General features: G+C 65.9%; 24 protein-coding genes. 13 read left to right on the top strand and 11 right to left on the bottom strand.

The window, feature by feature from the left end; all coding sequences use genetic code 11:
- Positions 1-13: 13 nt before the first annotated feature.
- Together OHB26_RS01560 and OHB26_RS01555 are read right to left on the bottom strand one after the other, a co-directional pair.
- Positions 14-706 (bottom strand): response regulator transcription factor, encoded by a 693-nt coding sequence (locus tag OHB26_RS01560; protein WP_330182447.1) that lies wholly within the window; start codon positions 704-706, stop codon positions 14-16.
- On the bottom strand, positions 687-2,069 hold the full coding sequence (locus tag OHB26_RS01555; RefSeq protein ID WP_330182446.1) for a sensor histidine kinase: 1,383 nt from the start codon (positions 2,067-2,069) through the stop codon (positions 687-689). Before OHB26_RS01555 ends, OHB26_RS01560 begins: the two co-directional genes overlap by 20 nt.
- 197 nt (positions 2,070-2,266) lie before the next feature.
- Here OHB26_RS01555 and OHB26_RS01550 point away from each other — a divergent pair, with 197 nt between their 5' ends.
- From OHB26_RS01550 to OHB26_RS01540, 3 genes are read left to right on the top strand one after another with little or no spacing between them, the layout of a single operon-like run.
- Positions 2,267-2,596 carry a hypothetical protein gene (locus OHB26_RS01550; RefSeq protein WP_330182445.1) on the top strand — a complete coding sequence of 110 codons (330 nt, stop codon included), beginning with the start codon at positions 2,267-2,269 and terminating at the stop codon, positions 2,594-2,596.
- Positions 2,597-2,652: 56 nt separating this feature from the next.
- Entirely contained in the window at positions 2,653-3,423 is a 771-nt protein-coding gene (locus OHB26_RS01545) for an ABC transporter ATP-binding protein (RefSeq protein WP_330182444.1), read from the top strand.
- Positions 3,420-5,915 (top strand): ABC transporter permease, encoded by a 2,496-nt coding sequence (locus tag OHB26_RS01540; protein WP_330182443.1) that lies wholly within the window; start codon positions 3,420-3,422, stop codon positions 5,913-5,915. Before OHB26_RS01545 ends, OHB26_RS01540 begins: the two co-directional genes overlap by 4 nt.
- A 51-nt stretch (positions 5,916-5,966) precedes the next feature.
- On the opposite strand, the gene OHB26_RS01535 is transcribed toward OHB26_RS01540, so the two are convergent.
- Complete coding sequence (locus OHB26_RS01535) at positions 5,967-6,518, bottom strand: Uma2 family endonuclease (protein ID WP_330182442.1); 552 nt, start codon at positions 6,516-6,518, stop codon at positions 5,967-5,969.
- A gap of 130 nt (positions 6,519-6,648) precedes the next feature.
- On the opposite strand from OHB26_RS01535, the gene gatB reads away from it, so the two are divergent.
- Both gatB and OHB26_RS01525 read left to right on the top strand, forming a co-directional pair.
- Positions 6,649-8,163, top strand: a complete 1,515-nt coding sequence (gatB, locus tag OHB26_RS01530) for an Asp-tRNA(Asn)/Glu-tRNA(Gln) amidotransferase subunit GatB (RefSeq protein ID WP_330182441.1) — start codon at positions 6,649-6,651, stop codon at positions 8,161-8,163.
- A gap of 113 nt (positions 8,164-8,276) precedes the next feature.
- Positions 8,277-8,717: an SUKH-3 domain-containing protein gene (locus OHB26_RS01525; protein WP_330182440.1), complete on the top strand. Its 441-nt coding sequence runs from the start codon at positions 8,277-8,279 to the stop codon at positions 8,715-8,717.
- Between the two features lie 38 nt (positions 8,718-8,755).
- On the opposite strand, the gene OHB26_RS01520 is transcribed toward OHB26_RS01525, so the two are convergent.
- Together OHB26_RS01520 and OHB26_RS01515 are read right to left on the bottom strand one after the other, a co-directional pair.
- Positions 8,756-9,016, bottom strand: a complete 261-nt coding sequence (locus OHB26_RS01520) for a hypothetical protein (RefSeq protein WP_330182439.1) — start codon at positions 9,014-9,016, stop codon at positions 8,756-8,758.
- A gap of 44 nt (positions 9,017-9,060) precedes the next feature.
- On the bottom strand, positions 9,061-9,261 hold the full coding sequence (locus OHB26_RS01515) for a hypothetical protein (protein WP_330182438.1): 201 nt from the start codon (positions 9,259-9,261) through the stop codon (positions 9,061-9,063).
- A 182-nt stretch (positions 9,262-9,443) separates the two neighbouring features.
- On the opposite strand from OHB26_RS01515, the gene OHB26_RS01510 reads away from it, so the two are divergent.
- The 3 genes from OHB26_RS01510 (at position 9,444) to OHB26_RS01500 (ending at position 11,513) form a co-directional block, all read left to right on the top strand.
- Entirely contained in the window at positions 9,444-10,358 is a 915-nt protein-coding gene (locus OHB26_RS01510) for a helix-turn-helix domain-containing protein (protein WP_330182437.1), read from the top strand.
- Positions 10,359-10,375: 17 nt separating this feature from the next.
- A complete protein-coding gene (locus OHB26_RS01505) occupies positions 10,376-10,537 on the top strand; it encodes a DUF397 domain-containing protein (protein ID WP_330185455.1) in 162 nt (53 codons plus the stop codon).
- Positions 10,538-11,156: 619 nt separating this feature from the next.
- Complete coding sequence (locus tag OHB26_RS01500) at positions 11,157-11,513, top strand: hypothetical protein (protein ID WP_330182436.1); 357 nt, start codon at positions 11,157-11,159, stop codon at positions 11,511-11,513.
- Between the two features lie 200 nt (positions 11,514-11,713).
- On the opposite strand, the gene OHB26_RS01495 is transcribed toward OHB26_RS01500, so the two are convergent.
- Positions 11,714-12,862, bottom strand: coding sequence for a PQQ-dependent sugar dehydrogenase (locus OHB26_RS01495; protein WP_330182435.1), 1,149 nt, complete (start codon positions 12,860-12,862; stop codon positions 11,714-11,716).
- Between the two features lie 134 nt (positions 12,863-12,996).
- Between OHB26_RS01495 and OHB26_RS01490 the strand changes: the two genes are divergently transcribed.
- Positions 12,997-13,893: a DoxX family protein gene (locus OHB26_RS01490; protein WP_330182434.1), complete on the top strand. Its 897-nt coding sequence runs from the start codon at positions 12,997-12,999 to the stop codon at positions 13,891-13,893.
- Positions 13,894-14,022: 129 nt separating this feature from the next.
- Here the strand turns inward: OHB26_RS01490 and OHB26_RS01485 are convergent, their stop codons facing one another.
- The 3 genes from OHB26_RS01485 to OHB26_RS01475 all read right to left on the bottom strand — a co-directional run bounded on the left by OHB26_RS01485 (position 14,023) and on the right by OHB26_RS01475 (position 17,072).
- Positions 14,023-14,391, bottom strand: a complete 369-nt coding sequence (locus OHB26_RS01485) for a hypothetical protein (RefSeq protein WP_330182433.1) — start codon at positions 14,389-14,391, stop codon at positions 14,023-14,025.
- A gap of 12 nt (positions 14,392-14,403) precedes the next feature.
- The gene (ilvD, locus tag OHB26_RS01480) at positions 14,404-16,245 is read right to left on the bottom strand and encodes a dihydroxy-acid dehydratase (RefSeq protein ID WP_330182432.1); all 1,842 of its coding nucleotides are present in this window, start codon (positions 16,243-16,245) and stop codon (positions 14,404-14,406) included.
- Positions 16,246-16,373: 128 nt separating this feature from the next.
- Positions 16,374-17,072, bottom strand: a complete 699-nt coding sequence (locus tag OHB26_RS01475; protein ID WP_330182431.1) for a PH domain-containing protein — start codon at positions 17,070-17,072, stop codon at positions 16,374-16,376.
- Between the two features lie 420 nt (positions 17,073-17,492).
- Between OHB26_RS01475 and OHB26_RS01470 the strand changes: the two genes are divergently transcribed.
- The 3 genes from OHB26_RS01470 (at position 17,493) to ilvC (ending at position 21,029) form a co-directional block, all read left to right on the top strand.
- Complete coding sequence (locus OHB26_RS01470) at positions 17,493-19,421, top strand: acetolactate synthase large subunit (protein ID WP_330182430.1); 1,929 nt, start codon at positions 17,493-17,495, stop codon at positions 19,419-19,421.
- Positions 19,418-19,921: an acetolactate synthase small subunit gene (gene ilvN, locus OHB26_RS01465; RefSeq protein WP_067574357.1), complete on the top strand. Its 504-nt coding sequence runs from the start codon at positions 19,418-19,420 to the stop codon at positions 19,919-19,921. The genes OHB26_RS01470 and ilvN overlap by 4 nt, the downstream gene beginning before the upstream one ends.
- Positions 19,922-20,027: 106 nt before the next feature.
- A complete protein-coding gene (gene ilvC, locus OHB26_RS01460) occupies positions 20,028-21,029 on the top strand; it encodes a ketol-acid reductoisomerase (protein WP_330185454.1) in 1,002 nt (333 codons plus the stop codon).
- Positions 21,030-21,053: 24 nt separating this feature from the next.
- Here the strand turns inward: ilvC and OHB26_RS01455 are convergent, their stop codons facing one another.
- On the bottom strand, positions 21,054-21,713 hold the full coding sequence (locus OHB26_RS01455; RefSeq protein ID WP_330182429.1) for a hypothetical protein: 660 nt from the start codon (positions 21,711-21,713) through the stop codon (positions 21,054-21,056).
- A 79-nt stretch (positions 21,714-21,792) separates the two neighbouring features.
- On the opposite strand from OHB26_RS01455, the gene OHB26_RS01450 reads away from it, so the two are divergent.
- The gene (locus OHB26_RS01450) at positions 21,793-22,689 is read left to right on the top strand and encodes a TetR/AcrR family transcriptional regulator (RefSeq protein ID WP_330182428.1); all 897 of its coding nucleotides are present in this window, start codon (positions 21,793-21,795) and stop codon (positions 22,687-22,689) included.
- A gap of 53 nt (positions 22,690-22,742) precedes the next feature.
- Here the strand turns inward: OHB26_RS01450 and OHB26_RS01445 are convergent, their stop codons facing one another.
- Positions 22,743-23,102 carry a hypothetical protein gene (locus OHB26_RS01445; protein WP_330182427.1) on the bottom strand — a complete coding sequence of 120 codons (360 nt, stop codon included), beginning with the start codon at positions 23,100-23,102 and terminating at the stop codon, positions 22,743-22,745.
- Positions 23,103-23,155: the final 53 nt, after the last annotated feature.

The following is a 23,155-nucleotide window of genomic DNA, read 5'->3' as shown; positions in this document are numbered from 1 at the left end:
AGCTCTTCGCAGCTCACCCCTCGAGAGTGGATTCTCCCGGTGCGACTACACCATGGTCAAACGCGAACACGATCGCGGCCGCGCGATCACGTAACCCCAGCTTTCCGAAAATGTGTCCGACGTGGCTTTTCACCGTCACTTCGGAGATGCCGAGCGCGCTCGCTATCTCCGAGTTCAACCGGCCTTTGGCCATCAACTCGAGTACCTCGAGTTCGCGCACGGTGAGCTCGCCGAGGCGGCCGCCCGCCGGGGACGGGATTGGACGTGCCGACCGGTATGCGGTGAGTACGCGCGGTGTCACCGACGGATCCAGCCAGGAGCCGCCCTGCGCGACCGTGCGCACCGCGCGGATCAGATCCTCGGCGGGGGAGTCCTTGAGCAGGAAGCCCGCCGCGCCCGCGCGTAATGCGCCCGATAGCAATTGATCATCATCGAAGGTGGTGAGCATCAGCACCGGAGGCGCGTCGGCGCGGGTGCGCAGCGTGCGGGTCGCCTCGATACCGCCGATGCGCTTCATCCGCAGATCCATCAGCACCACATCGGGCCGGTTCGCGGCGATCGCGGCGGGCACCTCGTCACCGTCCGCGCACTCGCTGACCGCGAAACCGTCACGGCGGCGCAGGATTCGGCGCAGACCACCGCGCACCAGCTCCTGATCATCCACCACGAGTACGCCGATGAGCTGCTCATCCGGCTGCGATGTCACGCGCATCCTCCTGAATATCCTTGGCCACCATGGGATTCGGCCGGTCGTGTAGTTTGCGGGCCATCGATTGCAGCGCACCGCGCAGCGAGTCCTCGGCGCCGACCGCCATACAGGTCAGCTGACCGGACATCGGAATGCGGGCCTGCACCCGCCAGCCGTCATCGTGCGGTCCGGCGCTCAGCGTGCCACCGAGCAGCGAAATGCGCTGGCGCATACCGGATATACCCATTCCGCGACCGGGCCGAGCGGCGGCCCCAGCGGGCAGGCTATTGCGGACATCCACCGTAATGTCCTTGCTGCACAGCATGATCCGAAGATCGGCGGGTGCGCCGGGTGCGTGTTTGGCGATATTGGCCAGGGATTCCTGACTGATCCGGTAGAGCGCCAGACCGACGCTCGCGGAGATATTCGACGGATCGCCCTCCAAGCCGAACTCCACCGCCATACCCGCCCGGACGAAATCCGCCACCAGATCCGCGATATCCTCCAACCCCGGCTCGGGGGACTGCGAGGTGGGGCGCTGATCCAGCAGGCCCACCGTACGGCGGATATCGGCCATGGCCTGGCGGCCCAGGCGCTCGGCATCGGTGAGCGCCTCGACCGCGTCGTCCACATCCCGATCGGTCTGCAGGGCGTGCCGGGCCGCGGTCACATGCAGCAGCGTGATGCTCAGCGAATGCGCGATCACATCGTGCACCTCGCGGGCGATCCGGCGGCGCTCCTCATCGGCGGCCGCGACCGCGCGAACCTCTTGATACTCCCGCTCCTGGTACAGGTAGCGGCGCTGAAAATTCAGCATCTGACCGGTCATCCAGCCGCAGGCCACCGCGAAGAACCAGATCGGCATGCCGATATCCAGATGGCCGATGGAGGAGAAGAACATCAGCTCCGCGATCATGGCCAGGGCCACCGGAATACTGGCGATCATCGGGGCCAGGGCCGCGATCTCCCCGGCCGCCGCGATCAGCACGAATGGTGAGGCATCGGTCGGCACCGGCTGGGACAGGAACAGTGCCTCGGCCGACATGGTCAGGGCCGCGATGAGCAGCGGTTTGGGCATGATTCCGAAGAAGGCGCAGAGTGGGCCGCTGCTGTAGGCCAGGGTCAGCGCCAGCAGCGGCAGCAGAATCGAATAACCGTGCACACAGCGCTGGATCACCGCGAGAACAGCGACCGCGAGCAGCACGATATCGATCAGGGCGACCATATTGGCCGGATAGCCGAACTGCTCGGCATTGCGCTGGAACTCGGCCACGGGATGCCGCGCGAACGCGCGGATCCGTCGTCCGCTCGCCCACGCCCAATCCTGAATATCCCGCAGCGCACGCCCGGCTACTCTGGGGGTGGCGTCGGTCACGTTCATTCTGCAAGGCTAATGGCCGAATCTGACGGCGTACATCGTTCGTAGGCAGGGGCTGCGCTCCTACCGGGGTAGGAGGCCAAGTCGCTGCCGCGGCACGACGACAGAAAACCCCCGCCTCCGTAGCGTCTGAACACAGACGGATCCGGCACCGAACCTGCCGGATCGCGAGGCAGCACCTTCAAGAGAGGTTGGGGGCCATGAGCTGGGCAGACCTGCATGCTCGCACCGACATCCTGCATACCGTCCTGGATCGGGCGGCGCGAAATCCCGCCGATACCAGGCTGTTCGACGATATTCCCGATCTCGACCGGCTCTTCGGCGGCCGAGACGGAATCCTGCTGGCGCTGCGGCACCGGTGGGAGAACCACCTGACCGTGAAGCTGGATCACGCACTGGCGGAAGGGAAATCGACGGTCGAGGTGTATCTCGAACTCGCCGCCGAACAACCCGCGCTGCGCGCCATCCTGGACACCTACGACACCGATCACCGCCACATCCGCCCGCACCCGCGGGCCATGGCCAGCTGAGCCGCACCGGGCGCGGCTCGCCGCACACCGCACGCTGATCTACGAGGGGAAGCATCATGCTGGAATTGACCGACGTCACCAAGGAATACCGCGTCGGTGGGCAGACCGTGCGCGCGCTGGACGGCATCAGCCTGCGCATCGAACCGGGGGAGTTCACCGCCATTATCGGCCCCTCCGGATCGGGCAAATCCACGCTGCTGCATCTGCTCGGAGCCCTCGACTCACCCGATACCGGGTCGATTCGATTCCGGGACAAGGAGATCGGCGACCTCGACGACGATCGGCAATCCGAATTCCGCAGGCATCAGGTCGGTTTCATCTTCCAGTTCTTCAATCTGCTTCCCACCCTGTCCGCCTGGGAGAATGTCGCCATACCGAAACTGCTGGACGGCACCGGATTACGCAAGGCCAAGCCACGGGCGCTGGAACTGCTCGATCTGGTCGGACTGGCCGATCGGGCTGAGCACCGGCCCGCCGAACTCTCCGGCGGACAGATGCAGCGCGTCGCCGTCGCGCGAGCGCTCATCATGGACCCGCCGCTGATCCTGGCCGATGAACCCACCGGCAACCTGGACTCCAAGACCGGAGCCTCGATTCTGCGGCTGCTCGGCGATATCACCCGCGAGGGCAATTCGGTGGTGATGGTGACCCACGATATGGGCGCGGTGAAGTACTGCGATCGCGTAATCACCCTGCGGGACGGGCTGATCGGCTCCACCGAGCGGGTGCGGCGCACCGATGACGGCGAGGTGCGCACCGTGCCCGAGACCGGTGCCGACCCGGCTCCCGTCGCGGACACCGACGGCGCCGGGGTGGTGCGCGCATGATCCGGGCGGTCTGGGATCGGCTGCGGCTGTTCAATATCGGCGAACTCTTCGCCCACCGCGGCCGCACCACCATGTCCATGGTCGTGATGGGAGTCTCGGCGGGGCTGCTGGTTTCGGTCTTCAGCATCTCCGGATCCATCACCGGATCGGTGGACCGGCTCACCCACAGCCTCGGCGGCAATGCCGCGCTGGAGATCAGCGGCATCACCGACGCGGGCTTCGATCAAGCACTGCTGCAACAGATTCGGGGCACCGCCGGGGTGGGGACGGCGGTGCCCATGCTGCGCGAATCCGTCGGCGCGGGCGCGAACAAGGCGCTGTTGATCGGCGCCGACGCCACCGTTTCCGCGCTCGGCAGTGACCTCGGCGGGCCGCTGCAAGATCAGGCGAGCAAGCTGCTGGCCGTATCCAACGGCGTCCTCGTCGGTTCGGCCATGGGGCATAAGGAGGGGGAGCGGATTCAACTCGGCTCCACCACCGCCACCGTGGCGGGCGTGATCGACGACGCCACGGCGAAGAAACTCAACAGCGGGCATATCGTCATCGCGCTACTGCCGGTCGCCCAGAAGATCGCCGACCGGGCCGGGCGATTGGATTCGGTACAGATCATTCCCGCCGCGAACACCGATGTGGACCAACTCCGTTCGACCCTCACCCAGGTGGTCGCCGGGCGCGCGGTGGTCGCCGATCCGGATCTGCGCACCGCACAGGCGGGCGGATCGGTTCAGCTGGTGCGATATTCGACCCTGGCCTCCTCGGCCTCGGCGCTCATCGTGTCCTCGTTCCTGATCTACAACGCCATGAGCATGGCTGTGGCGCAACGGCGTCCGACGCTGTCGCTACTGCGCGCCATCGGCGGCAAACGTGGCCCCATGGTGCTCGGACTGCTGGTCGAGGCCGCCATCCTCGGCCTGCTCGGCGGGCTGAGCGGATCGATCATCGGCATCTTCATGGGCCGCGCCGCCATCGACAAACTGCCCGCCGCCATCCTGCAATCGGTCGAGGCGCGCACCGAATACAGCGTGCCCGGCTACGCGATCCCGGTGGCCATCGCCGCCTGCGTGATCGCCAGCGTCGCCGCCGCGGCCATTGCCGCCCGGCAGGTGTACAAGGTCGCGCCCATCGAGGCGCTCGCCCCGGTCGGCAGTTCCACCGCCGATGCGGTGAACCCGCTGCTGAAGTGGGGTTCGCTGGTGCTCGGCCTGATCATGGTCGGCGGTGCGATCATCATCGCCGACGCCGATATCGGCCGCTACTCGCTGGCCGCCATCTCGCTGGCGATCACCGGCGCGGTGGTGCTGTGCTTCGCCGCGACCGGACCCATCGTGCGCGCTATCGCCGCCGTGGCAAGGCTTTTCGGCGCACCCGGCGCACTCGGCGCGACCACGCTGGAACGCGCGCCCCGCCGCGTATGGGCCACCGCCATGACCGTCATGATCGGCGTCTGCGCCACCGTCGCCATGGGCAACGCGTCCCGCAATATGGTCGACGCCGCGGCCGCCACCTTCGAAGGTCTGGGCCGCACAGACGTTTTCGTCAGCGCGACGGCCATGGAGCAGTTCCCCACCGGCCCCATCCTGCCCGCGGATCTGAAGGAGAAACTCGCCACCATCCCCGGTGTCGGCGGAAGTGGTTCGGCGCAAATGGCTTTCGCCACCCTCGGCCGCGGTCGCGTCATGCTGCAGGGCTATGAAGGCGGTGTGGCCCGCAGCTCCGCGCTCGACGGGACCTCGGAGCGAGACCTGGCCCGGATGGCGGCGGGCGAGGGCGTGGTCATCTCCCGGGATGTCGCCCGCTCCCTCGATGTCACCGAGGGTTCGGGCCTGGACCTCCCGACACCGACCGGCGTCCACCATGTCACTGTGCTGCGTGTGGTGCCCTACTTCTCGGCCATCGCCGGAATCGTGGTCCTGGATCTGAACATCCTGCGCCAGTGGTATCAGCGACCCGGCGAAACCATTATCGGCATCGACTTCGCGCCGGGCTCGGATCACACCGCGGTCCTCAACGCCATCCGCGCCGCCGTCCCCGCCGATTTCCATGTGGCCACCGGACAGGAGGCCGTGACCGCCATCTCCAGCAGCGTCCGCCAGGGCACCTCGATCAGCGCCGCCATTCTCTGGATAGTCGTGCTGGTGGCCACGGTCGCCCTGCTGAACACCCTGATGCTCTCGGTGCTGGAACGCCGCCGCGAACTCGGCGTGCTGCGGGCCATGGGCACCAGCCGCCGCTTCCTGCTGCGCACCGTGCTCACCGAAGCGGTGGGCATCGGATTGACCGGCGCGGCACTGGGTCTGGCCGTCGGCTCGGCCGTGCACTACCTGGCCACCGTCGCCCTGAGTCACGCGCTGTCCATCGACATCCACTACGAACCCGGTCCGCTGCTGGTGGTCTACGCCGTCGTGGCCCTGATCCTGGCCCTGCTGGGCTCTATCCCACCGGCCCTGCGGGCCGCCCGCCTCCCCATAGTCGAGGCCATCGCGATCGACTGAAATATGTTGACCGGCGCGGACTCTCGGACATGGAGCACGCGCCGGCCATTGTCAAGCCGGGTTCAGCAGATCCTCGACCGCGATGTCGGTATCGGCATAGGGCAGCGCGATGCGATCCCCGGAACGAAACTCCTGCCGGAAGCGGTATCCGGCGGATGTGGGCGCGGTGTGTTTGTAGATGACGCTCTGGGTGACAACCCAGTACTCCTGGTATCCGGCGCGACCGTACAGTCGCTCCTTGACTCCGAGATCCGCCATGACCGTCTCGTCCGAGACTTCGACCACCAACAGCACATCCGACGAGGCCCACATCGTCAGCCGGGTACCGACGGTGTCCACGGGTTCGGCAGTCTTGCGGCGTATCCAGCAGTCCGGGTCGGGTAGCGAATCGCAGGTCGGTAGGGTCGAGCCGGTCACGATCACATCCGGGTGGCGCAGCAGTTCGCCGACGCGGAATATGGTTTCGCCGTGCCAGTCACCCAGGACCACCGGCCAGACCTCCCCCTCCACCAATTCGACCCTGCGGTCGAAGGCCCCGGCTTCCCACGCCCGCATGAACGCGTCGCGGGTCCAGTGATAGTGCAGCGTGGCCTCCTCCGTCATGTCGACGACATTACCGCTGGCAGCGCACGGTGCATTGTCGAATTCGGCTGGCTGTGGACAACTCCCCGCCTGTGCATAGAGGTGGCCCTGGGGCACTGACCGGCTCGGGGTCTTACATAGGATGGTGGCCATGAGCGCAGCCACGGTCGACTTGATGGACTACACCGACGTCATCAGCCGGTACGAGCCGGTGCTGGGTATGGAGGTGCATGTCGAGCTGGGGACCGCGACGAAGATGTTCTGCGGCTGCCCCACCGAATTCGGCGCGGAGCCCAATACCCAGGTGTGCCCGGTGTGTTTGGGCCTGCCCGGATCGCTGCCGGTGGTGAACGAGAAGGCCGTGGAGTCGGCCATTCGGATCGGGCTGGCGCTGAACTGCTCGATCACCCCGTGGGGGCGGTTCGCGCGGAAGAACTACTTCTACCCGGACCAGCCGAAGAACTACCAGATCAGCCAGTACGACGAGCCCATCGCGACCAACGGATACCTGGACGTGGTGCTCGACGACGGGTCGATCTTCCGGGTCGAGATCGAGCGCGCCCATATGGAGGAGGACACCGGTAAGTCCACCCATATGGGCGGCGCCACCGGCCGCATCCACGGCGCCTCGCATTCGCTGCTGGACTACAACCGCGCGGGCGTACCGCTCATCGAGATCGTCACCAAGACCATCGAGGGCGCGGGCGAGCGGGCCCCCGAGGTCGCGCGCGCCTATGTGACCGCCCTGCGCGAGGTGCTCAAGTCCCTGGACGTCTCGGACGTGAAGATGGAGCAGGGCTCACTGCGCTGCGATGCCAATGTCTCGCTGATGCCCAAGGGCGCCAAGGAGTTCGGCACCCGCACCGAGACCAAGAACGTCAACTCGCTCAAGAGCGTCGAGGTCGCGGTGCGCTTCGAAATGCGCCGCCAGGCCGCGGTCCTGGCCTCCGGCGGCACCATCACCATGGAGACCCGGCACTTCCACGAGACCGACGGCACCACCTCGCCCGGACGGCCCAAGGAAACCGCCGAGGACTACCGCTACTTCCCCGAGCCGGACCTCGAGCCCGTCGCCCCCGACGCCGCCTGGGTCGAAGAGCTGCGCGGCACCATCCCCGAATACCCGTGGCTGCGCCGCGCCCGCATCCAGGCCGACTGGGGCCTGTCCGACGAGGTCTTCCGCGACCTGGTCAACGCCGGAGCCCTGGACCTGATCATCGCCACCGTCGACGCCGGCGCCTCGGTCGACGCCGCTCGTTCCTGGTGGGTCGCCTACCTGACCGAGAAGGCCAAGGAGCGCGAGGTCGCTCTCGAAGACCTGCCCATCACGCCGAAGCAGGTCGCCGAGGTCGCCGGACTGGTCGAGGCCAAAACCATCAACAACAAGATCGCCAAGCAGGTCGTCGACTTCGTCCTCGCCGGTGAAGGCGAACCCGCCGCGATCGTCGAGTCCAAGGGCCTCGGCATGGTCAGCGACGACTCCGCTTTGCAGGCCGAGGTCGACAAGGCACTGGAAGCCAACCCGGCCATCGCCGACAAGATCCGCTCCGGCAAGGTCCAGGCCGCCGGCAAGGTCGTCGGCGATGTCATGAAGGCCACCCGCGGCCAAGCCGACGCGGCGCGCGTGCGCGAGCTCGTGCTCGCCGCCTGTGGCGTCACGGAGTAACTATCCGAACGTGAATGGCGCACGGCACCTGCCGTGCGCCATCGCTATACGCAGCCGACGTTCGAATCAGGCACTGCCCCGGGCGCGCACCGTTTCCGGCGATGGAAATAGTTATGACACGGTTCACGGATGAGACCGAACGCGTCCTTCGTGCCTCGGGATGGCGGCCTGGCAGGCATGTCGATACCAGTTTCTGGCGAAAGAGGCTGGAATCCGGCGGGTTCAGGTGGAACACGGCGGCGGACCGATTTCTCGGGGAATTCGGGGGCCTGGCCGTCGACATCTCCGGCCCGGGAATCACTTCCGCCCGTGAACCTTTCGAGCTGGATCCCATTTTGGTCGAGGGCGAGGGCGACAGATTCGCCGAATGGGCCGAGGTCATCGGTGAGTCGATCGCGCCGCTGGGCGAACTCGACGGTGGACGCCATTTCCTCGGAATGTCCGAGTCGGGCGGTCTCTATCTGGTCGCCGACTGGCTCGCCTCGTTCGGCCGGGCCGCAGCGGCGCTCGAGTCCCTGATCCTCGGCATCTCACCCGCGCCCGTGGCGGAGTGAAGACTCAATTCTCGGTATTGAACTCTCGCACTTCATCTCTACTGTGATCGGTTCGATCGTGCTTGACCGACGACCTTGAAGTGTCGGGTAGGAAGGGGGATGACGTTCGAGGGTTCGGCGTATCGGTCTTTCTCGATGCCGATGATCCGCGTCGCGGCTTGTTGGCGGGGGCACACCGCGGCGTGGCAGTCCCGATGAAGGATCAATGCTTCCAGCGCTTCGGCCGCGTTCATTTCGATGTCGTCGTCGCGAACATCGCAGTCTTCCAATCGTTCCAATCGTGGACCGTAGAACTCCACGGGCCTACTCCTCGCTGCCGATCCTATGAATTCACTGATTCGGCTCACGGCTGTCGCCGGTGCCGACCGGTGACGCTGGCGGCATGCAATTCGAGCTTCGTACCGCCGCGAACGCGGACTGAAACAGGGCGCGGCGGCGAATCGTCGTATTTGCCGGTATTTTTGATGTCCTCAATGAGGGCTGCGACGACAATGACGAGTCCAGTCGCGAAGAGTGCGATCAAAACCCAAGCATCCCAAGGCATTTCGGCTCCCTGTGCTTTCGGCTGAATCCCCGGCGGCGGCCTACTTCGTCGTCGTTGCCAGGTGCTATGGGCTAAGTAGATCCCCTGTAATACGTGCTCGGGGCTCAGTTTATGAAATACGATGAGCGTGCAGCGCGCACGTGTGCGTGCTGCACTCCCAACCCGATAGTGAGGCTAAGAAGATGGCCGTATCGAGTAAAACGTCCGTTTCTCGAATGGATTTCGGGAATTTCATGGAACGGCTACGCAAGCGCGCAGGCAAGAACGCTACGGCTGCCGGTCTGCACCTCGGCGAGGTATCGCGATTCGTCATCGGGCGTTTGGAAGAGGGTGTGCCGACCAAGCTGACAACCCCTCAGGTGGAAAGCCTGCTGTGGTTCTATCGTGCCACCGACAACGAGCGGGAAGAGGCGTTGGCGCTTTGGGCTGATATCAAGCGCCAGGAGAAGGTCGCGAGGGCTGAAGGTGGTGTGGGAAAAGGCTTTTGGACTGAGTACACCGATCAGATAGCGCCCAACTTTTCGAAGTTCCTGAGGTTGGAGGAGCTTGCCAACCGGATGGTCGCCTACCATCCGGTGATCTTCCCCGGATTGCTCCAGGGTCCCGACTACAGGCGGTCAATCATCAAGATCGACAACCCGGAATTGTCGGCCGTCGACGTGGAGCGCCGGCTCGAGCTGACCGCGCTGCGTCAGAATCGTCTGGGCGAGAAGGGGTTTCGGGTCGAAGTATTGGTATCCGAAGCTGCCGTGCGTAATCAGGTTGGTCGTCCCGACATCATGGCCGCACAGCTCGAATGGCTCACTTCGTGGAGTGAGCACGAAAATGTGAGCCTTCGGCTGATCGAGTTCAAGGAGATCGCGCATCGAGGGCTCACGATTCAGCCGTTTACACGTCTCGAGTTCGCCCCCGGCCTGAGCGGACTCACCAAGCCGCCCGTGGTGTACGTCGAGGGGGCATTCAGCATCGGGTACCACGAACGGGACGACGTGATCGACAAATATGACACGGCGATCTCCACGATGCGGGGGGTAGCGTTGACGGAAGAGGGCACCAGGGAGCTCCTGGCACGAATGATGAAGGAGTACAAGGCGTGAGGAAACCGCCGATTGACATGTGGTACAAGTCGAGCTGGTCCGATGGGGGCAATGCCTGCGTGGAGGTCGTCCACGCTGACGATGCGGTCGGCGTTCGCGATTCGAAAAACCCTGGCGGACCAGAGCTTTTCTTCACCCCGGAGCAGTGGACCAGCTTCCTCCGCCTCGCGAGCCAGTAGCAAGACGACCAGCACCTCTGAGCCGAAAACGCCTCAGCCGGAGGTCGTTTCGTGCCGCAGGGCAGTCTCGTTCGGGCTGGTCCGTTCGTAGCCGGCCGTGACCGCAACACCCTCCGGCATTTGGTGCCGGACCGGGCGCCCAATCGTTCGTCACTTCACTGAATTCCCTGCACGACAACGGGACTGCGTCGTCCTCCAGTTCGGACTGCGTGAAGCCACCTGGCGGTGTCGGCGCGATCGGAGGTGTTACCTGCTCCGGGCCATCGCATCGGTAGGCAATGCTGTGTGCATATCTTCAACGCCCCGAAGTACGTCCCGTGCTCGATTAGCGTTTCGCACGCGGTGAGGTCGCGGCCCATCGCCCCACTGGGGCTCACGTTGGCATCGGCGAAACCTGACGTCACCGGCCAGCGCGTCCACCTTCCTCGGTGCGGCACCCGAACGCACTATTCTGCCGATGAGCGTGCTGCTTTGGTGGCGGGGATGGCGGGCGCAAAGTAGGTGCACCCTCCACCAGAAGCTTGAGTAGCGAGCCAGACTTGCCGTTAACGGCCAGAATGTGTCTGGGCCACAGCGCTTTAGCAAGTCCGGCAACAACAGATAGAACGCAGGTAGAACCATGGGAATCTGGTTTCGCGCTCCTAGATTGACTGAGTCCGAATCGGTCATTTGGAAGAAAGTCGCCAACCGCACACAATCAGCTAACCGAGCCGTCGGCGGCCGCCTCTACTTGACCGAGACTCGCCTGATATTCGAACCGGGTCACTTCGACGTGCTTACCGGAGGACGCCCCTGGTCAACGCCATTGCACGCGATCCATAGGATCGGGTCTCAGGACCGAGACGGAAGCCCGTTCAACGGCGGACTCCGCAATCGCCTGCGGCTAGACCTTGCCGACGGCTCCGTCGAACTGTTCGTCATCAACGACCTGGATGTGGCCATCGAGGTGCTGGAGCGAGCTACTGCCTCGGCGTGAATTCGGATGACAAGGACACACGCATGTAGAGGGCATGCACGCTCATGCCGCATGGCGCGCTGTTCGAAATGGCCACACGGCCTGCCCGAGAACCAACGGTCGGCGGTCGTTCGCGTAACGCTATGAGAGAAGAGGATGGCGCACGGCGAATGTGGCGTGCGCCATGGGTGTTCGTCGCTCGGATTACGTGCTGCGAGCGATTAATCCGGTCCCGAACCCTGACCGTTGGAGGGCGGCGGAATCCGTACGACGCGGTCGTCGTATTGGTTGGGCTGGCCGTCGGTTTTGTTCACCGTGGAGGACCAGATATTGCCGTCGCCGCCGATCGCCGCGCCGTCGAGGCGGCCGTATTTGTCCTGGGCGAACAGGGAGGGGGCGGCGGTGACCGCGTGGGTGTCCTTGTCGGCCTTGGCGATTGCCAGGGCCTTCTGGTTGGTCAGGGCGATGGCCACACCGTCGGTGGCGGCGGCGCAGTTGGCGACGCCCGGATGGTCGGGCCAGCTCCAGGCCTTGGTGGCCGCGCCGTCCGAGCCGATGCGCTGGAGGCGATCCTCGGTGGCGGTGCGGTCGGTGACCCAGATCGAATCCTGGTGATCCGAGCAGACACCGCCTGCCACACCGATGCCCGCGAGCACCACCTCCGCGGCCGCCCCGGGGGCGGGGGAGTTGACGCTCAACAACTTCCCCGCGTAGGAACCATTGTCGTCGGCCGCGGACGGGTTGCCCGCGTCACCGGTCAGGACGAGCATGCGGTCGGGGGTGTGGAAGTCCAGGGAACCGCGATTACCGGTGGAGCCCTTCGGAATTCCGGTCAGGATCGGCTTGGGCGCACCACCGTCGGTGGAGATGCGCACCACCCGATTGTCGCTGCCGGTGGTGATGTACGCGTAGATCAGACCGTCCTCGGAGTAGCTGGGGGACAACGCCAATGCGGTCAGACCGCCATCGCCCGTCCCGTCCACATCCAGCCGCGCCACCTCGATCGGTGCGGGCGGCATGCCCTCATCGGTGGCGACCACCTTCAGAATCCGGCCCGTGGTGCGCTCACCCACCAGCGCGCTCGCCCCATCGGGCAGCGTCACCAGACCGCCCGTGGTATCCAGGCAGGAGACCACCACCAGCGGATCGGGGTCCACACACGGCGCGGTCGGCCGCTTCGCGGTACTGCTCGGCGCATTCGGCTTCGAGGTGCCCTGCTCGGCATCCTGCCAATTCGGCTCGGTGGTGAATGGGCTGGAAGCGCGATCATCGAACCGGGCACAACCGGACAACAGCAAGGTGCCCGCCATAACGCCCACCACGATTCTCCGTGCGCCCACCCCGAACCGGCCCGCGGCAACCCAACTCATGGTTGAGACGTTACGGAAAACCCGGCGCGAATGCGCGGACGGGGTGGCTCGTTCCGCCCGCGCGGCGTGAACTGGACAGTGGACACGCCCGCCACAGCCGTGTGTCGAGCGCTCTTGCCTAATAGTCTGGCCGCGTGACCGAGAAGCCGAACGAGCCCACCGCGGACGCGCCGGGCAGCACACCGCCCGCATCGCCACGGCCGGCGGGTGAACCGGTGCGCAGCCCCTTCGACTCGCCGACCGAGCAGTTCACCGCCACCACCGTGAAAACGGATGTGACCAAGCCGGAGCTGACCAAAGAGCCTCCACGCACCGATGAGGAACTGGGCCTCGATCCCGAAGTCCCGCTCTACGCGGAGATGAAAGAGGCCATCAACGGCACCGCACCCACAGCGCCCACCGCCGATACCGCGCCCACCTACGCGTTCGCCAGCATCCCGCCCGCCCCAGGCGGCGGCACCGAACCCACCACGCGCATCCGCCGCCGCGGCGACGAACGCCGCGGCACCCTGGATCTCGGACTTCTACTGCTGCGCTTGGTGGTCGGCGGCACCTTCATCTACCACGGTCTGCAGAAGGCGGCCGGCTGGTTCAACGGCCCCGGCTACGACGGCATCCGCACCGCCATGGAGAACGGCGGCTGGAAACACGTCGATATCGCCGCACCCATGCTCATCGCCGGTGAACTCGGCGGCGGCATCCTGGTCGCGCTCGGCCTGGCGACCCCGCTGGCCGCCGGTGCCGTGCTCGCGGTCATCATCGACGCCTGGCTGTGGAAGCAGGGCATGGCGCCGGGCTTCCAGTACAAGGCCGAAAAGGTCTCGGTGGAGCTCGAATCCGTCCTCGCGGGCGCCGCGGCGGCCATCATCCTCACCGGCCCGGGACGCCTCGCCCTGGACCGCGGCCGCGGCTGGGCCACGCGCCCGTTCCTGGGCTCACTCGCCGCACTCGTGGCCGCCTTCGCCGCTGCCGTCCTGACCTATATCTATCTCCACGGCGGCAATCCCCTCGAAGGCGTCGGCCCCTTCTGACACCTTGAAAGCAAGCGGCCCAGGGAGATCAACGGATCACCCTGGGCCGCTTCGCCGTTGGCCGCGGTGATGAACGCGGGCCACTGATTTCGTGAGGTCGGGGTAACTCCCCAACCACCTCCGACTCGGCTACGTTGTCGGCCGCCAGTCCGCAACGGCGGTCTCGCTGTGCTTACTGGTCGGCGAAAGTTCCGGGGAGGCGGACCAGGTGGCGTTGAAGCGTTCCCACTCCTCGAACGTCTCCTGGTGCAAGCGCATGACCTCGCCGGACTTCGCGTCGATCTGCTCGTTCAATATCGCGCGGTGTGCGGCGATATCGGCGGCATCGGCGGGGGAGGCCATGAACTCCTCGTTCGCGAGTTCACGGGATTCGGCGGCGAGCTCCTCCGCCTCGGCGAGCAGCGCCTTCGCCCGGGCGTTGCGGGTATCGCAACGCTCCAGCATCGAGGTGTACTCGGCCAGCATCGTATCGGCCTTGCCGACGTATTCGATTGTCATGTCTGCTCTTTCTTACGGCACCCGCCGCACGGCTCCCTTATCTGCCGAGGTCGCCAGCGCGGCGTATGCCCGCAACGCGGTGGTGACCGGGCGCTCGCGATTCACGGGCTGCCAAGGCCGTTCGGACGCTTCCATTTTCACCCGGCGCTCCGCGAGAACCTCATCGGGTACCAGCAATTCGAGGGCGCGCGTGTGCACATCGATGCGAATGCGGTCGCCGTTCTCGATCAGACCGATGGCGCCGCCGCTGGCCGCCTCGGGCGAGACATGGCCGATGGACAGGCCCGAGGTGCCGCCGGAGAAGCGGCCGTCGGTGATCAGCGCGCACACCTTGCCCAGGCCCAGACCCTTGAGGAACGAGGTCGGGTGCAGCATCTCCTGCATACCCGGACCGCCCGCCGGACCCTCGTAGCGCACCACGACCACATCACCTGGCTGAATCTTCTTGCCCAGGATCATGGAGACGGCCTCCTCCTGGGATTCGACCACCACGGCCGGACCCTCGAAGGTGTACAGGTCCTCATCGATGCCCGCGGTCTTGAGGATCGCGCCATCGGGGGCGATGTTGCCGCGCAGCACGCACAGCCCGCCCTCGACGGTGTAGGCGTGTTCGATATCGCGGATGCAGCCGCCCTCGGCATCGGTATCGAGGGAGGACCAGCGGTTCGCGGTGGAGAACGGTTCGGTGGTGCGCACCCCACCGGGCGCGGCGTGGAACAGCTCGACGGCTTCCTCGGAAGCCTTGCCGGAGCGGATATCCCAGGTGTCCAGCCACTCGTCGAAGGAGGCCGAGTGCACATTGGTCACGTCGGTTTCCAGTAGCCCGCCGCGGCGCAGCTCGCCGAGGATGGCCGGAATGCCACCGGCGCGGTGCACATCCTCCATGTGGTAATCCGAGTTCGGCGACACCTTCGACAGACAGGGCACCCGGCGCGAGATCTCGTCGATGGTCTGCAGATCGAAGTCGATCTCGCCCTCCTGTGCGGCGGCCAGGGTGTGCAGCACCGTATTGGTGGAGCCGCCCATCGCCACATCCAGGGCCATGGCATTGCGGAAAGCCTTGGCGGTGGCCACATTTCGTGGCAGCACCGAGGCGTCGTCATCGCGGTACCAGCGGGTGGCGATATCGACGATGACCCGTCCGGCGCGCTGGAACAGCGCGCGCCGCGCCTCATGGGTGGCCAGGGTGGAGCCATTGCCCGGCAGCGCCAAACCCAGGGCCTCGGTGAGGCAGTTCATCGAATTCGCGGTGAACATGCCCGAGCAGGAACCACAGGTCGGGCACGCGCTGCGCTCTACCTCGTCCAGACCCTCATCGGTGACGGTCTGCGAGGCGGAGGCGGAGATGGCGGTGATCAGATCGGTGGGGGCCTGTGCCACGCCGCCGACGACCACGGCCTTACCGGCCTCCATCGGACCGCCGGAGACGAAGACGGCGGGGATGTTCAACCGCATGGCGGCGTTCAACATGCCGGGAGTGATTTTGTCGCAGTTGGAGATACAGACCAGCGCGTCCGCGGTGTGCGCGTTGGCCATGTACTCCACCGAGTCCGCGATGATCTCGCGCGAGGGCAGCGAATACAGCATGCCGCCGTGACCCATGGCGATACCGTCGTCGACGGCGATGGTGTGGAACTCACGCGGTACGCCACCGGCCGCCCGAACCGCCTCGGCCACAATCTCGCCCACGTCCTTGAGGTGGACGTGACCCGGTACGAACTGCGTATACGAGTTCGCGATGGCGACAATCGGCTTACCGAAGTCGGAGTCGGTGAGGCCGGTCGCGCGCCAGAGCGAGCGAGCGCCCGCGGCATTGCGTCCGACGGTGGTGGTGCGTGAGCGAAGCGGTGGCATGGGGTCCTCGGGTTCTCGTCGCAGGGGGCTGGTCGGCGACTACGCCGAATGCTTTCGGCGTGTTCCAACGTTACTCCCGCGCGGATCGATCCCCGTCAGCGCCCGAATCCTCGCACCCCAACACGCCGCTACTTGTCTGAAGTGTCGCTCTCGCCCGTTTCGGCCGTGGCCTCGTCGGCAGCCGCGTCCGCGTCCTCCGGCTCGACGAACGGATCCGGAATGCGCCCGGCCGACGCCTCCACCAGATCCTGCAGTCGGTCATAGCTGACAGCGGGCAAGGTCACATCCGAATCATCGGCCAGATGCAACTGCAGGAATCCACGGCGCGGAATCCGCAGGCCCTTCACCTCGGACCAGTCGATATGCCGGGTCGAGAACATCGACCGCAGCTCCAGGCCGTCGGCCGACACCTTGGTTCGGGTGCGCTCGATCCACACCGCCATGACGATCGGAATCGCGAACAGCACCCACAGCACCTGCGGCAATCCGGAGAACGGGAAGATCACACCCATCAGCACCATGAAGACCGCGATATGCGCGAGCCGCGGCAGTCCGATTACCCGGACACCCGGATCGGGGATGTGCCCGCGCGAGGCCAGCACCAGCGAGCGCAGGCGGCTGAAGTCGACGCCGGGCAACGGGATATCGCGCCCGTCGGTGGTCCGCAGGTGCACCCGTCCAAATCCCGGGACGCGGACCCCGGCAACCTCGGACCACGGCACCCGCCGGGTGCGGAACAGGCCGCGGGTTTCGACCCCGTTGCTGGTCAGGTCCGTTTGCAGGCGGAGCAGCCAGAGCGGGAGGGTAATGATCAGCGGAACGATCAAGATCGCGGGCAACCATAGCCAGTCACTGCGGAATCGGACCTCCCGGAACAGACCCGTGTCCGATCCGGGGTCGGGGGTATGGGACGATTGCGCCGGTGGCACGGACTGATGCGGTGATGACACACCCCCATCCTCGCATTGTGTTGAACGAACCCGAACAACCGCTCTGTCTCACATAATGAGACACACATGGTCAGATGTTTGACTCCGCGGCTCATGCGCGCATACCGTCGAGCGCGTGAATCGAATCGAGTTGCTCGTAATCGGCCGGCGCGTCCAGCGCTGAGCCGACGACTATAGAGTCAATTACGTCAGCTCGCAGCTGCGACGCGCCACCCTCGAACAGCCCTGGCTGTCGAGGGCTTTTTTGTGTTCAGGCAAGTCCATGAACTGGAACGACAAGCAGTAAGGAACCAGACGGTGAGCGCACCTACCGCCCGACCCGGGCCCTCGGCCCGACGGCCCGCGCCCTCGGCCTCCCCGGCCGTGGCTCCGGCCAGCACCCCGAACCGCCGCCAGGTCCCGCCCGAGCGGGTCACCGGCGCGCAGTCTGTTGTCCGCTCCCTCGAGGAGCTCGGCGTCGACACGGTTTTCGGTATTCCGGGCGGCGCGATTCTTCCCGTCTACGATCCGCTCTTCGACTCGGTCAAGGTCCGCCACGTGCTGGTCCGCCATGAGCAGGGCGGCGGCCACGCGGCCACCGGCTACGCCCAGGCAACCGGCAAGGTCGGTGTGTGTATGGCCACATCCGGTCCGGGCGCGACCAATCTGGTGACCCCGATCGCGGACGCCCAGATGGATTCGGTGCCGCTGGTGGCCATCACCGGCCAGGTGGGGCGCAGCCTGATCGGCACCGACGCCTTCCAGGAAGCCGATATCTCGGGCATCACCATGGCGTGCACCAAGCACAACTTCCTGGTCACCGACCCGATCGATATCCCGCGCATGCTGGCCGAGGCGTTCCACCTGGCCTCCTCCGGTCGCCCGGGCGCGGTCCTGGTCGATATCCCCAAGGATGTGCTGCAGGCGCAGACCACCTTCAGCTGGCCGCCGGAGATGCGGCTGCCCGGCTACCGTCCGGTCACCAAGCCGCACGGTAAGCAGGTGCGCGAGGCCGCCCGCATGATCATGGAGGCCAAGTCCCCCGTGCTCTACGTCGGCGGCGGCGTCATCAAGGCCGACGCCTCGGCCGAACTGCTCGAACTGGCCGAGCTGACCGGTATCCCGGTCGTCACCACGCTGATGGCCCGCGGCGCGTTCCCGGATACGCACACCCTGAACATGGGTATGCCCGGTATGCACGGCACCGTCGGAGCCGTTGCGGCGCTGCAGAAGTCGGATCTGCTGATCACCCTCGGCGCGCGTTTCGACGACCGCGTCACCGGTCAGCTGGACTCCTTCGCGCCCAATGCCAAGGTCATCCACGCCGATATCGACCCGGCCGAGATCGGTAAGAACCGGCACGCGGACGTCCCGATCGTGGGCGACTGCCGTGAGGTCATCGCCGAACTCATCGAGACCCTCAAGGCCGATCCGGCCGCCACCGGCACCCCGCTGCTGGCGCTCGGCGACTGGTGGCAGTACCTCTCCGGTGTGCGCGATCAGTACCCGCTGGGCTGGAAGACCCCGTCCGACGGTTCGCTCTCGCCCGAGTTCGTCATCGAGAAGCTGGGCCAGCTCGCCGGACCCGACGCCATCTACTGCGCCGGTGTCGGCCAGCACCAGATGTGGGCCGCGCAGTTCATCAAGTACGAGAAGCCGCGCACCTGGTTGAACTCCGGCGGCCTGGGCACCATGGGCTACGCCGTGCCCGCCGCCATGGGCGCCAAGATGGGCATGCCGGACCGCGAGGTCTGGGCCATCGACGGTGACGGCTGCTTCCAGATGACCAATCAGGAGCTCGCCACCTGTGCCGTCGAAGGCGTGCCGATCAAGGTCGCGCTGATCAACAACGGCAACCTGGGCATGGTCCGCCAGTGGCAGACCCTGTTCTACGAGAAGCGCTACTCCAACACCGATCTGGGCACGCACACCCTGCGCATCCCGGACTTCGTGAAGCTCGCGGAGGCCCTGGGCTGCCACGGCATTCGCGTGGAGAAGGAAGAGGACGTCGAGGCCGCGATCCGCGAGGCGCAGTCGATCAACGACCGTCCCGTGGTGATCGATTTCATCGTCGGCAAGGACGCGCAGGTGTGGCCGATGGTCGCCGCCGGTACGTCGAACGACGAGATCATGGCCGCGCGTGGCATCCGCCCGCTGTTCGACGAGGACGAGTCGGTCTCCGAACCGGCCATCATCCACGAGGCGATGTCGCACGAGCAGGCCGCCCAGAAGGGGACCGAGGAATGAGCACCACCCACACCCTCTCCGTGCTGGTGGAGGACAAGCCCGGCGTGCTCGCGCGCGTCGCCAGCCTGTTCTCCCGCCGCGGCTTCAATATCGAATCGCTCGCGGTGGGCGGCACCGAGATTCCCGAGATCTCCCGCATGACCATCGTCGTGACGGTGGAGGATCTGCCGCTCGAGCAGGTCACCAAGCAGCTCAACAAGCTGGTCAACGTCATCAAGATCGTCGAGCAGGACAACGACAGTTCCGTTGCCCGCGAACTGATCCTGGTGAAGGTGCGCGCCGACGCCAGCGTGCGCACCCAGGTGATCGAGGCAGTGAACCTGTTCCGCGCCAAGGTGATCGATGTGTCGCCCGATGCGCTGACCATCGAGGCGACCGGCACCCGGTCCAAGCTCGACGCACTGCTGCGCATGATGGAGCCGTACGGCATCCGTGAGATCGTGCAGTCCGGAGTTGTCGCAGTGGGCCGTGGACCCAAGTCCATCACAGCGACTCGCTAGTAACCGGCCGCCCCGGCGGCCAATCGCTGCACCGCCCGGCATGCTGAGCGCCGGGACCGAAACTTAGACACAGAATCCAGAAGGAGAAACCCAAGTGGCAGTCGAGATGTTCTACGACGACGACGCTGACCTGTCGATCATCCAGGGCAAGAAGGTCGCGGTCATCGGCTACGGCAGCCAGGGCCACGCCCACTCGCTGAGCCTGCGCGACTCCGGCGTCGACGTCCGCGTCGGCCTGACCGAGGGTTCCAAGTCCCGCCCGAAGGCCGAAGAAGCCGGTCTGACCGTCGGCACCCCCGCCGAGGTCTCCGCCTGGGCCGACGTGATCATGGTCCTCGCGCCGGACACCGCGCAGGCGTCCATCTTCACCAATGACATCGAGCCGAACCTCAAGGACGGCGACGCGCTGTTCTTCGGCCACGGCCTGAACATCCACTTCGGTCTGATCAAGGCTCCGGCCAACGTCACCGTCGCCATGGTCGCCCCGAAGGGCCCCGGCCACCTGGTGCGTCGTCAGTACGTCGACGGCAAGGGCGTTCCGGCTCTGATCGCCGTGGACCAGGACCCGAAGGGCGAGGGCCAGGCCCTGGCGCTGTCCTACGCCAAGGCCATCGGTGGCGCGCGCGCCGGCGTCATCAAGACCACCTTCAAGGAAGAGACCGAGACCGACCTCTTCGGTGAGCAGGCTGTGCTCTGTGGTGGCACCGAAGAGCTGGTCAAGACCGGCTTCGAGGTCATGGTCGAGGCGGGCTACGCCCCCGAGATGGCCTACTTCGAGGTGCTGCACGAGCTCAAGCTGATCGTCGACCTCATGTACGAGGGCGGCATCGCCCGCATGAACTACTCGGTCTCGGACACCGCCGAATTCGGTGGCTACCTGTCGGGCCCGCGCGTCATCGACGCCGGCACCAAGGAGCGCATGAAGGCGATCCTGGCCGACATCCAGGACGGCACCTTCGTCAAGCGCCTCGTCGCCAATGTCGAGAACGGCAACACCGAGCTCGAGGGCCTGCGCAAGGCCAACGCCGAGCACCCCATCGAGGTCACCGGCGCCAAGCTGCGCGGCCTGATGAGCTGGGTCGACCGGCCCATCACCGAGACCGCCTAAGTCTCGTTGCACGCGCCGTAAGTACTACGCGCGCACCGCATTACGGCCCGGCACCTTTCGGGGGTGCCGGGCCGTTGTGATTCCTACGGCCAGCATCCAGATCATGGTGAAACCGCCGAGGGTGGCGGTGGTGCCCCAGCCATTGGCCGCGTAGAAGTTCGCGGGGGTGTTCCCGAAGAACATGGACGGGACGAACGCCAGGTTGATCAGGCTCAGCGCGAAGGCCGTCGTCGCCGTCCAGCGGGGGAGCAGTGCGGTGCGGCGGACGGCGAAACCGAAGGCGCAGAACATGAGTGCCTCCAGGAACCGTGAGATGGTGCCGTACAGGATGTAGGTGCCGCTGACCGTGATGGTGGGGTCGATGGGGTCGGGTGCCTGGATGACCGCGCCGACTTCGAGGCCGGTGGAGACCAAAGCCACTGTGAGCCAGATGAGTCCGGCGTTGGCGGCGATACCCGCAATCCAATCCGCCTCGGGGAGAGTGCGTTTCACCAGATATCCGAAGCCGGTGAAGAAGATGATCAGCGTCGTGATGCCCGCGAGGCCGAACAGGCTGCGGGTGAGGACATTCCAGTCCGGCGGCGGGCCGTCGTAGACGAAGTACAGGGGTATTTCGATCAGGGTGAGCGCGGCCCCGATGACGGCGGCGGTTCCCGTCACTCGGCGAAGCAGGTCGGTATCCATGCCATCGATAGTATAAGACTTATACTATAAGGTCTATGCTAATCTCGGCGGCAGTCTCGAAGAGGAGGAAAGCCGCGGCATGTCCGAGCCGAAAATGCCCGACGACCTGGTGCGACTGTGGCGACTGCGGGCCGGTCCCAGGCTGGGTCGCCCGGCTGAACTCGATATCGATCGGGTTGTGGACACCGCGGTGCGGCTCGCCGACGAGAGCGGTCTCGCCGGTGCGACACTGCCGAAAATCGCCGCGGCGCTGTCGGTTACGCCGATGTCGCTGTATCGGCACATCGGGTCGAAGGAAGAGCTTGTCGGGCTGATGGTCGATGCGGCGCTGGGACCCGCCCCGGATTCGGCGCAGCGGCTTGCGCCTGGATCCGCGCCCGGTGAAGTCCCCGGATCGCAGCCCGATCGGGCAGGCGGGGCTACTTCCGATACGGTGTCGACGTCGGATTCACCGCAGCGGACCGGTGCCACGACGACACTCGGCAGCTCGCCCGAATCCGGCTCTCCCACATGGCGTCCCGCACTGCGCTGCTGGGCGCTGGCGCAGTCGGAAGTCTTTCGCCGCCGCCCGTGGCTGGCGCAGTTGCCGGTGACCGGGCCGCCACGAGGGCCAAACGCCATCGCCTGGATGGATGCCGGATTGCGCACCCTGCGCGAGACCGGTCTGGACTGGGCCGCCAAGATCGGCGTGATCACGGTCGTCGGCGGTTATGTGCGCCAGGCGTTCGTGCTGGATCGGCAATTGACGGAGAGTCGCGGGGCGGCACACGTCGATGAACAGCAGGCGCTGCGGCAGTATGTCCGCGAGTTGACCGGTGTCGTTGATTCGGATCGATTCCCGGAGGTCGCCGCGCTGCTCGGATCCGGGCTCTTCGAATCCGTCCCGGACGCACCCGAATCCGCCGATCAGGACTTCGCCTTCGGCCTGGATCTGGTGCTCGACGGGGTGGCGGCGGCCGCCGAACGCGCCCGCTGAACACGGAATCGGCCCGGCATCCCAACAATGCCGGGCCGATCTCACACAGGGGTTCAACGACTCCCGAAGGATCCGGTCGGCACCCACTGGCGCAGGAACGAGCGCAGGGGATCGCGATTCCATTGATCGCGGTCGTCCCAGTGGTCATGGCGGTCGCGCCAGTTGTCGTTATCCCACGGATTGTTCCGATCCCAGGGATTGTCGCGGTCCCACGGGTTATTGCGGTTCCAAGGATTGTTCCAGTCGTCCCGGTCGTCCCAGTGCGGCCGGTTGACTGCGGTGACATCCGGTCCGGCGGGGGCGTCCGCCATGGCCGGAATCGATACCGCGGCAAGGGGAATCGCGGCGATCGCCCCGGCCACTGCGACCCGGGCGATCATCCGTCGTGCGGAATTACTTCTCGTCGAGCTCATATCGATCACTCTGCCGAATCCGATCGCCGAAAAGATATGGCATGAACAGAGTT

The organism is Nocardia sp. NBC_01503 (genome assembly GCF_036327755.1).
Classification (GTDB): domain Bacteria; phylum Actinomycetota; class Actinomycetes; order Mycobacteriales; family Mycobacteriaceae; genus Nocardia.
The sequence above is the reverse complement of the archived record's forward strand: the minus strand, read 5'-3'. Positions and strand labels throughout refer to the sequence as shown.

Coding starts and splice junctions, on each gene's coding strand:
- OHB26_RS01555 (WP_330182446.1), bottom strand. CDS start 2,069: ATGAACGTGACCGACGCCACCCCCAGAGTAGCCGGGCGTGCGCTGCGG.
- OHB26_RS01550 (WP_330182445.1), top strand. CDS start 2,267: ATGAGCTGGGCAGACCTGCATGCTCGCACCGACATCCTGCATACCGTC.
- OHB26_RS01545 (WP_330182444.1), top strand. CDS start 2,653: ATGCTGGAATTGACCGACGTCACCAAGGAATACCGCGTCGGTGGGCAG.
- OHB26_RS01540 (WP_330182443.1), top strand. CDS start 3,420: ATGATCCGGGCGGTCTGGGATCGGCTGCGGCTGTTCAATATCGGCGAA.
- OHB26_RS01535 (WP_330182442.1), bottom strand. CDS start 6,518: ATGACGGAGGAGGCCACGCTGCACTATCACTGGACCCGCGACGCGTTC.
- gatB (WP_330182441.1), top strand. CDS start 6,649: ATGAGCGCAGCCACGGTCGACTTGATGGACTACACCGACGTCATCAGC.
- OHB26_RS01525 (WP_330182440.1), top strand. CDS start 8,277: ATGACACGGTTCACGGATGAGACCGAACGCGTCCTTCGTGCCTCGGGA.
- OHB26_RS01515 (WP_330182438.1), bottom strand. CDS start 9,261: ATGCCTTGGGATGCTTGGGTTTTGATCGCACTCTTCGCGACTGGACTC.
- OHB26_RS01510 (WP_330182437.1), top strand. CDS start 9,444: ATGGCCGTATCGAGTAAAACGTCCGTTTCTCGAATGGATTTCGGGAAT.
- OHB26_RS01505 (WP_330185455.1), top strand. CDS start 10,376: ATGTGGTACAAGTCGAGCTGGTCCGATGGGGGCAATGCCTGCGTGGAG.
- OHB26_RS01500 (WP_330182436.1), top strand. CDS start 11,157: ATGGGAATCTGGTTTCGCGCTCCTAGATTGACTGAGTCCGAATCGGTC.
- OHB26_RS01495 (WP_330182435.1), bottom strand. CDS start 12,862: ATGAGTTGGGTTGCCGCGGGCCGGTTCGGGGTGGGCGCACGGAGAATC.
- OHB26_RS01485 (WP_330182433.1), bottom strand. CDS start 14,391: ATGACAATCGAATACGTCGGCAAGGCCGATACGATGCTGGCCGAGTAC.
- ilvD (WP_330182432.1), bottom strand. CDS start 16,245: ATGCCACCGCTTCGCTCACGCACCACCACCGTCGGACGCAATGCCGCG.
- ilvN (WP_067574357.1), top strand. CDS start 19,418: ATGAGCACCACCCACACCCTCTCCGTGCTGGTGGAGGACAAGCCCGGC.
- ilvC (WP_330185454.1), top strand. CDS start 20,028: ATGTTCTACGACGACGACGCTGACCTGTCGATCATCCAGGGCAAGAAG.
- OHB26_RS01455 (WP_330182429.1), bottom strand. CDS start 21,713: ATGGATACCGACCTGCTTCGCCGAGTGACGGGAACCGCCGCCGTCATC.
- OHB26_RS01450 (WP_330182428.1), top strand. CDS start 21,793: ATGTCCGAGCCGAAAATGCCCGACGACCTGGTGCGACTGTGGCGACTG.
- OHB26_RS01445 (WP_330182427.1), bottom strand. CDS start 23,102: ATGAGCTCGACGAGAAGTAATTCCGCACGACGGATGATCGCCCGGGTC.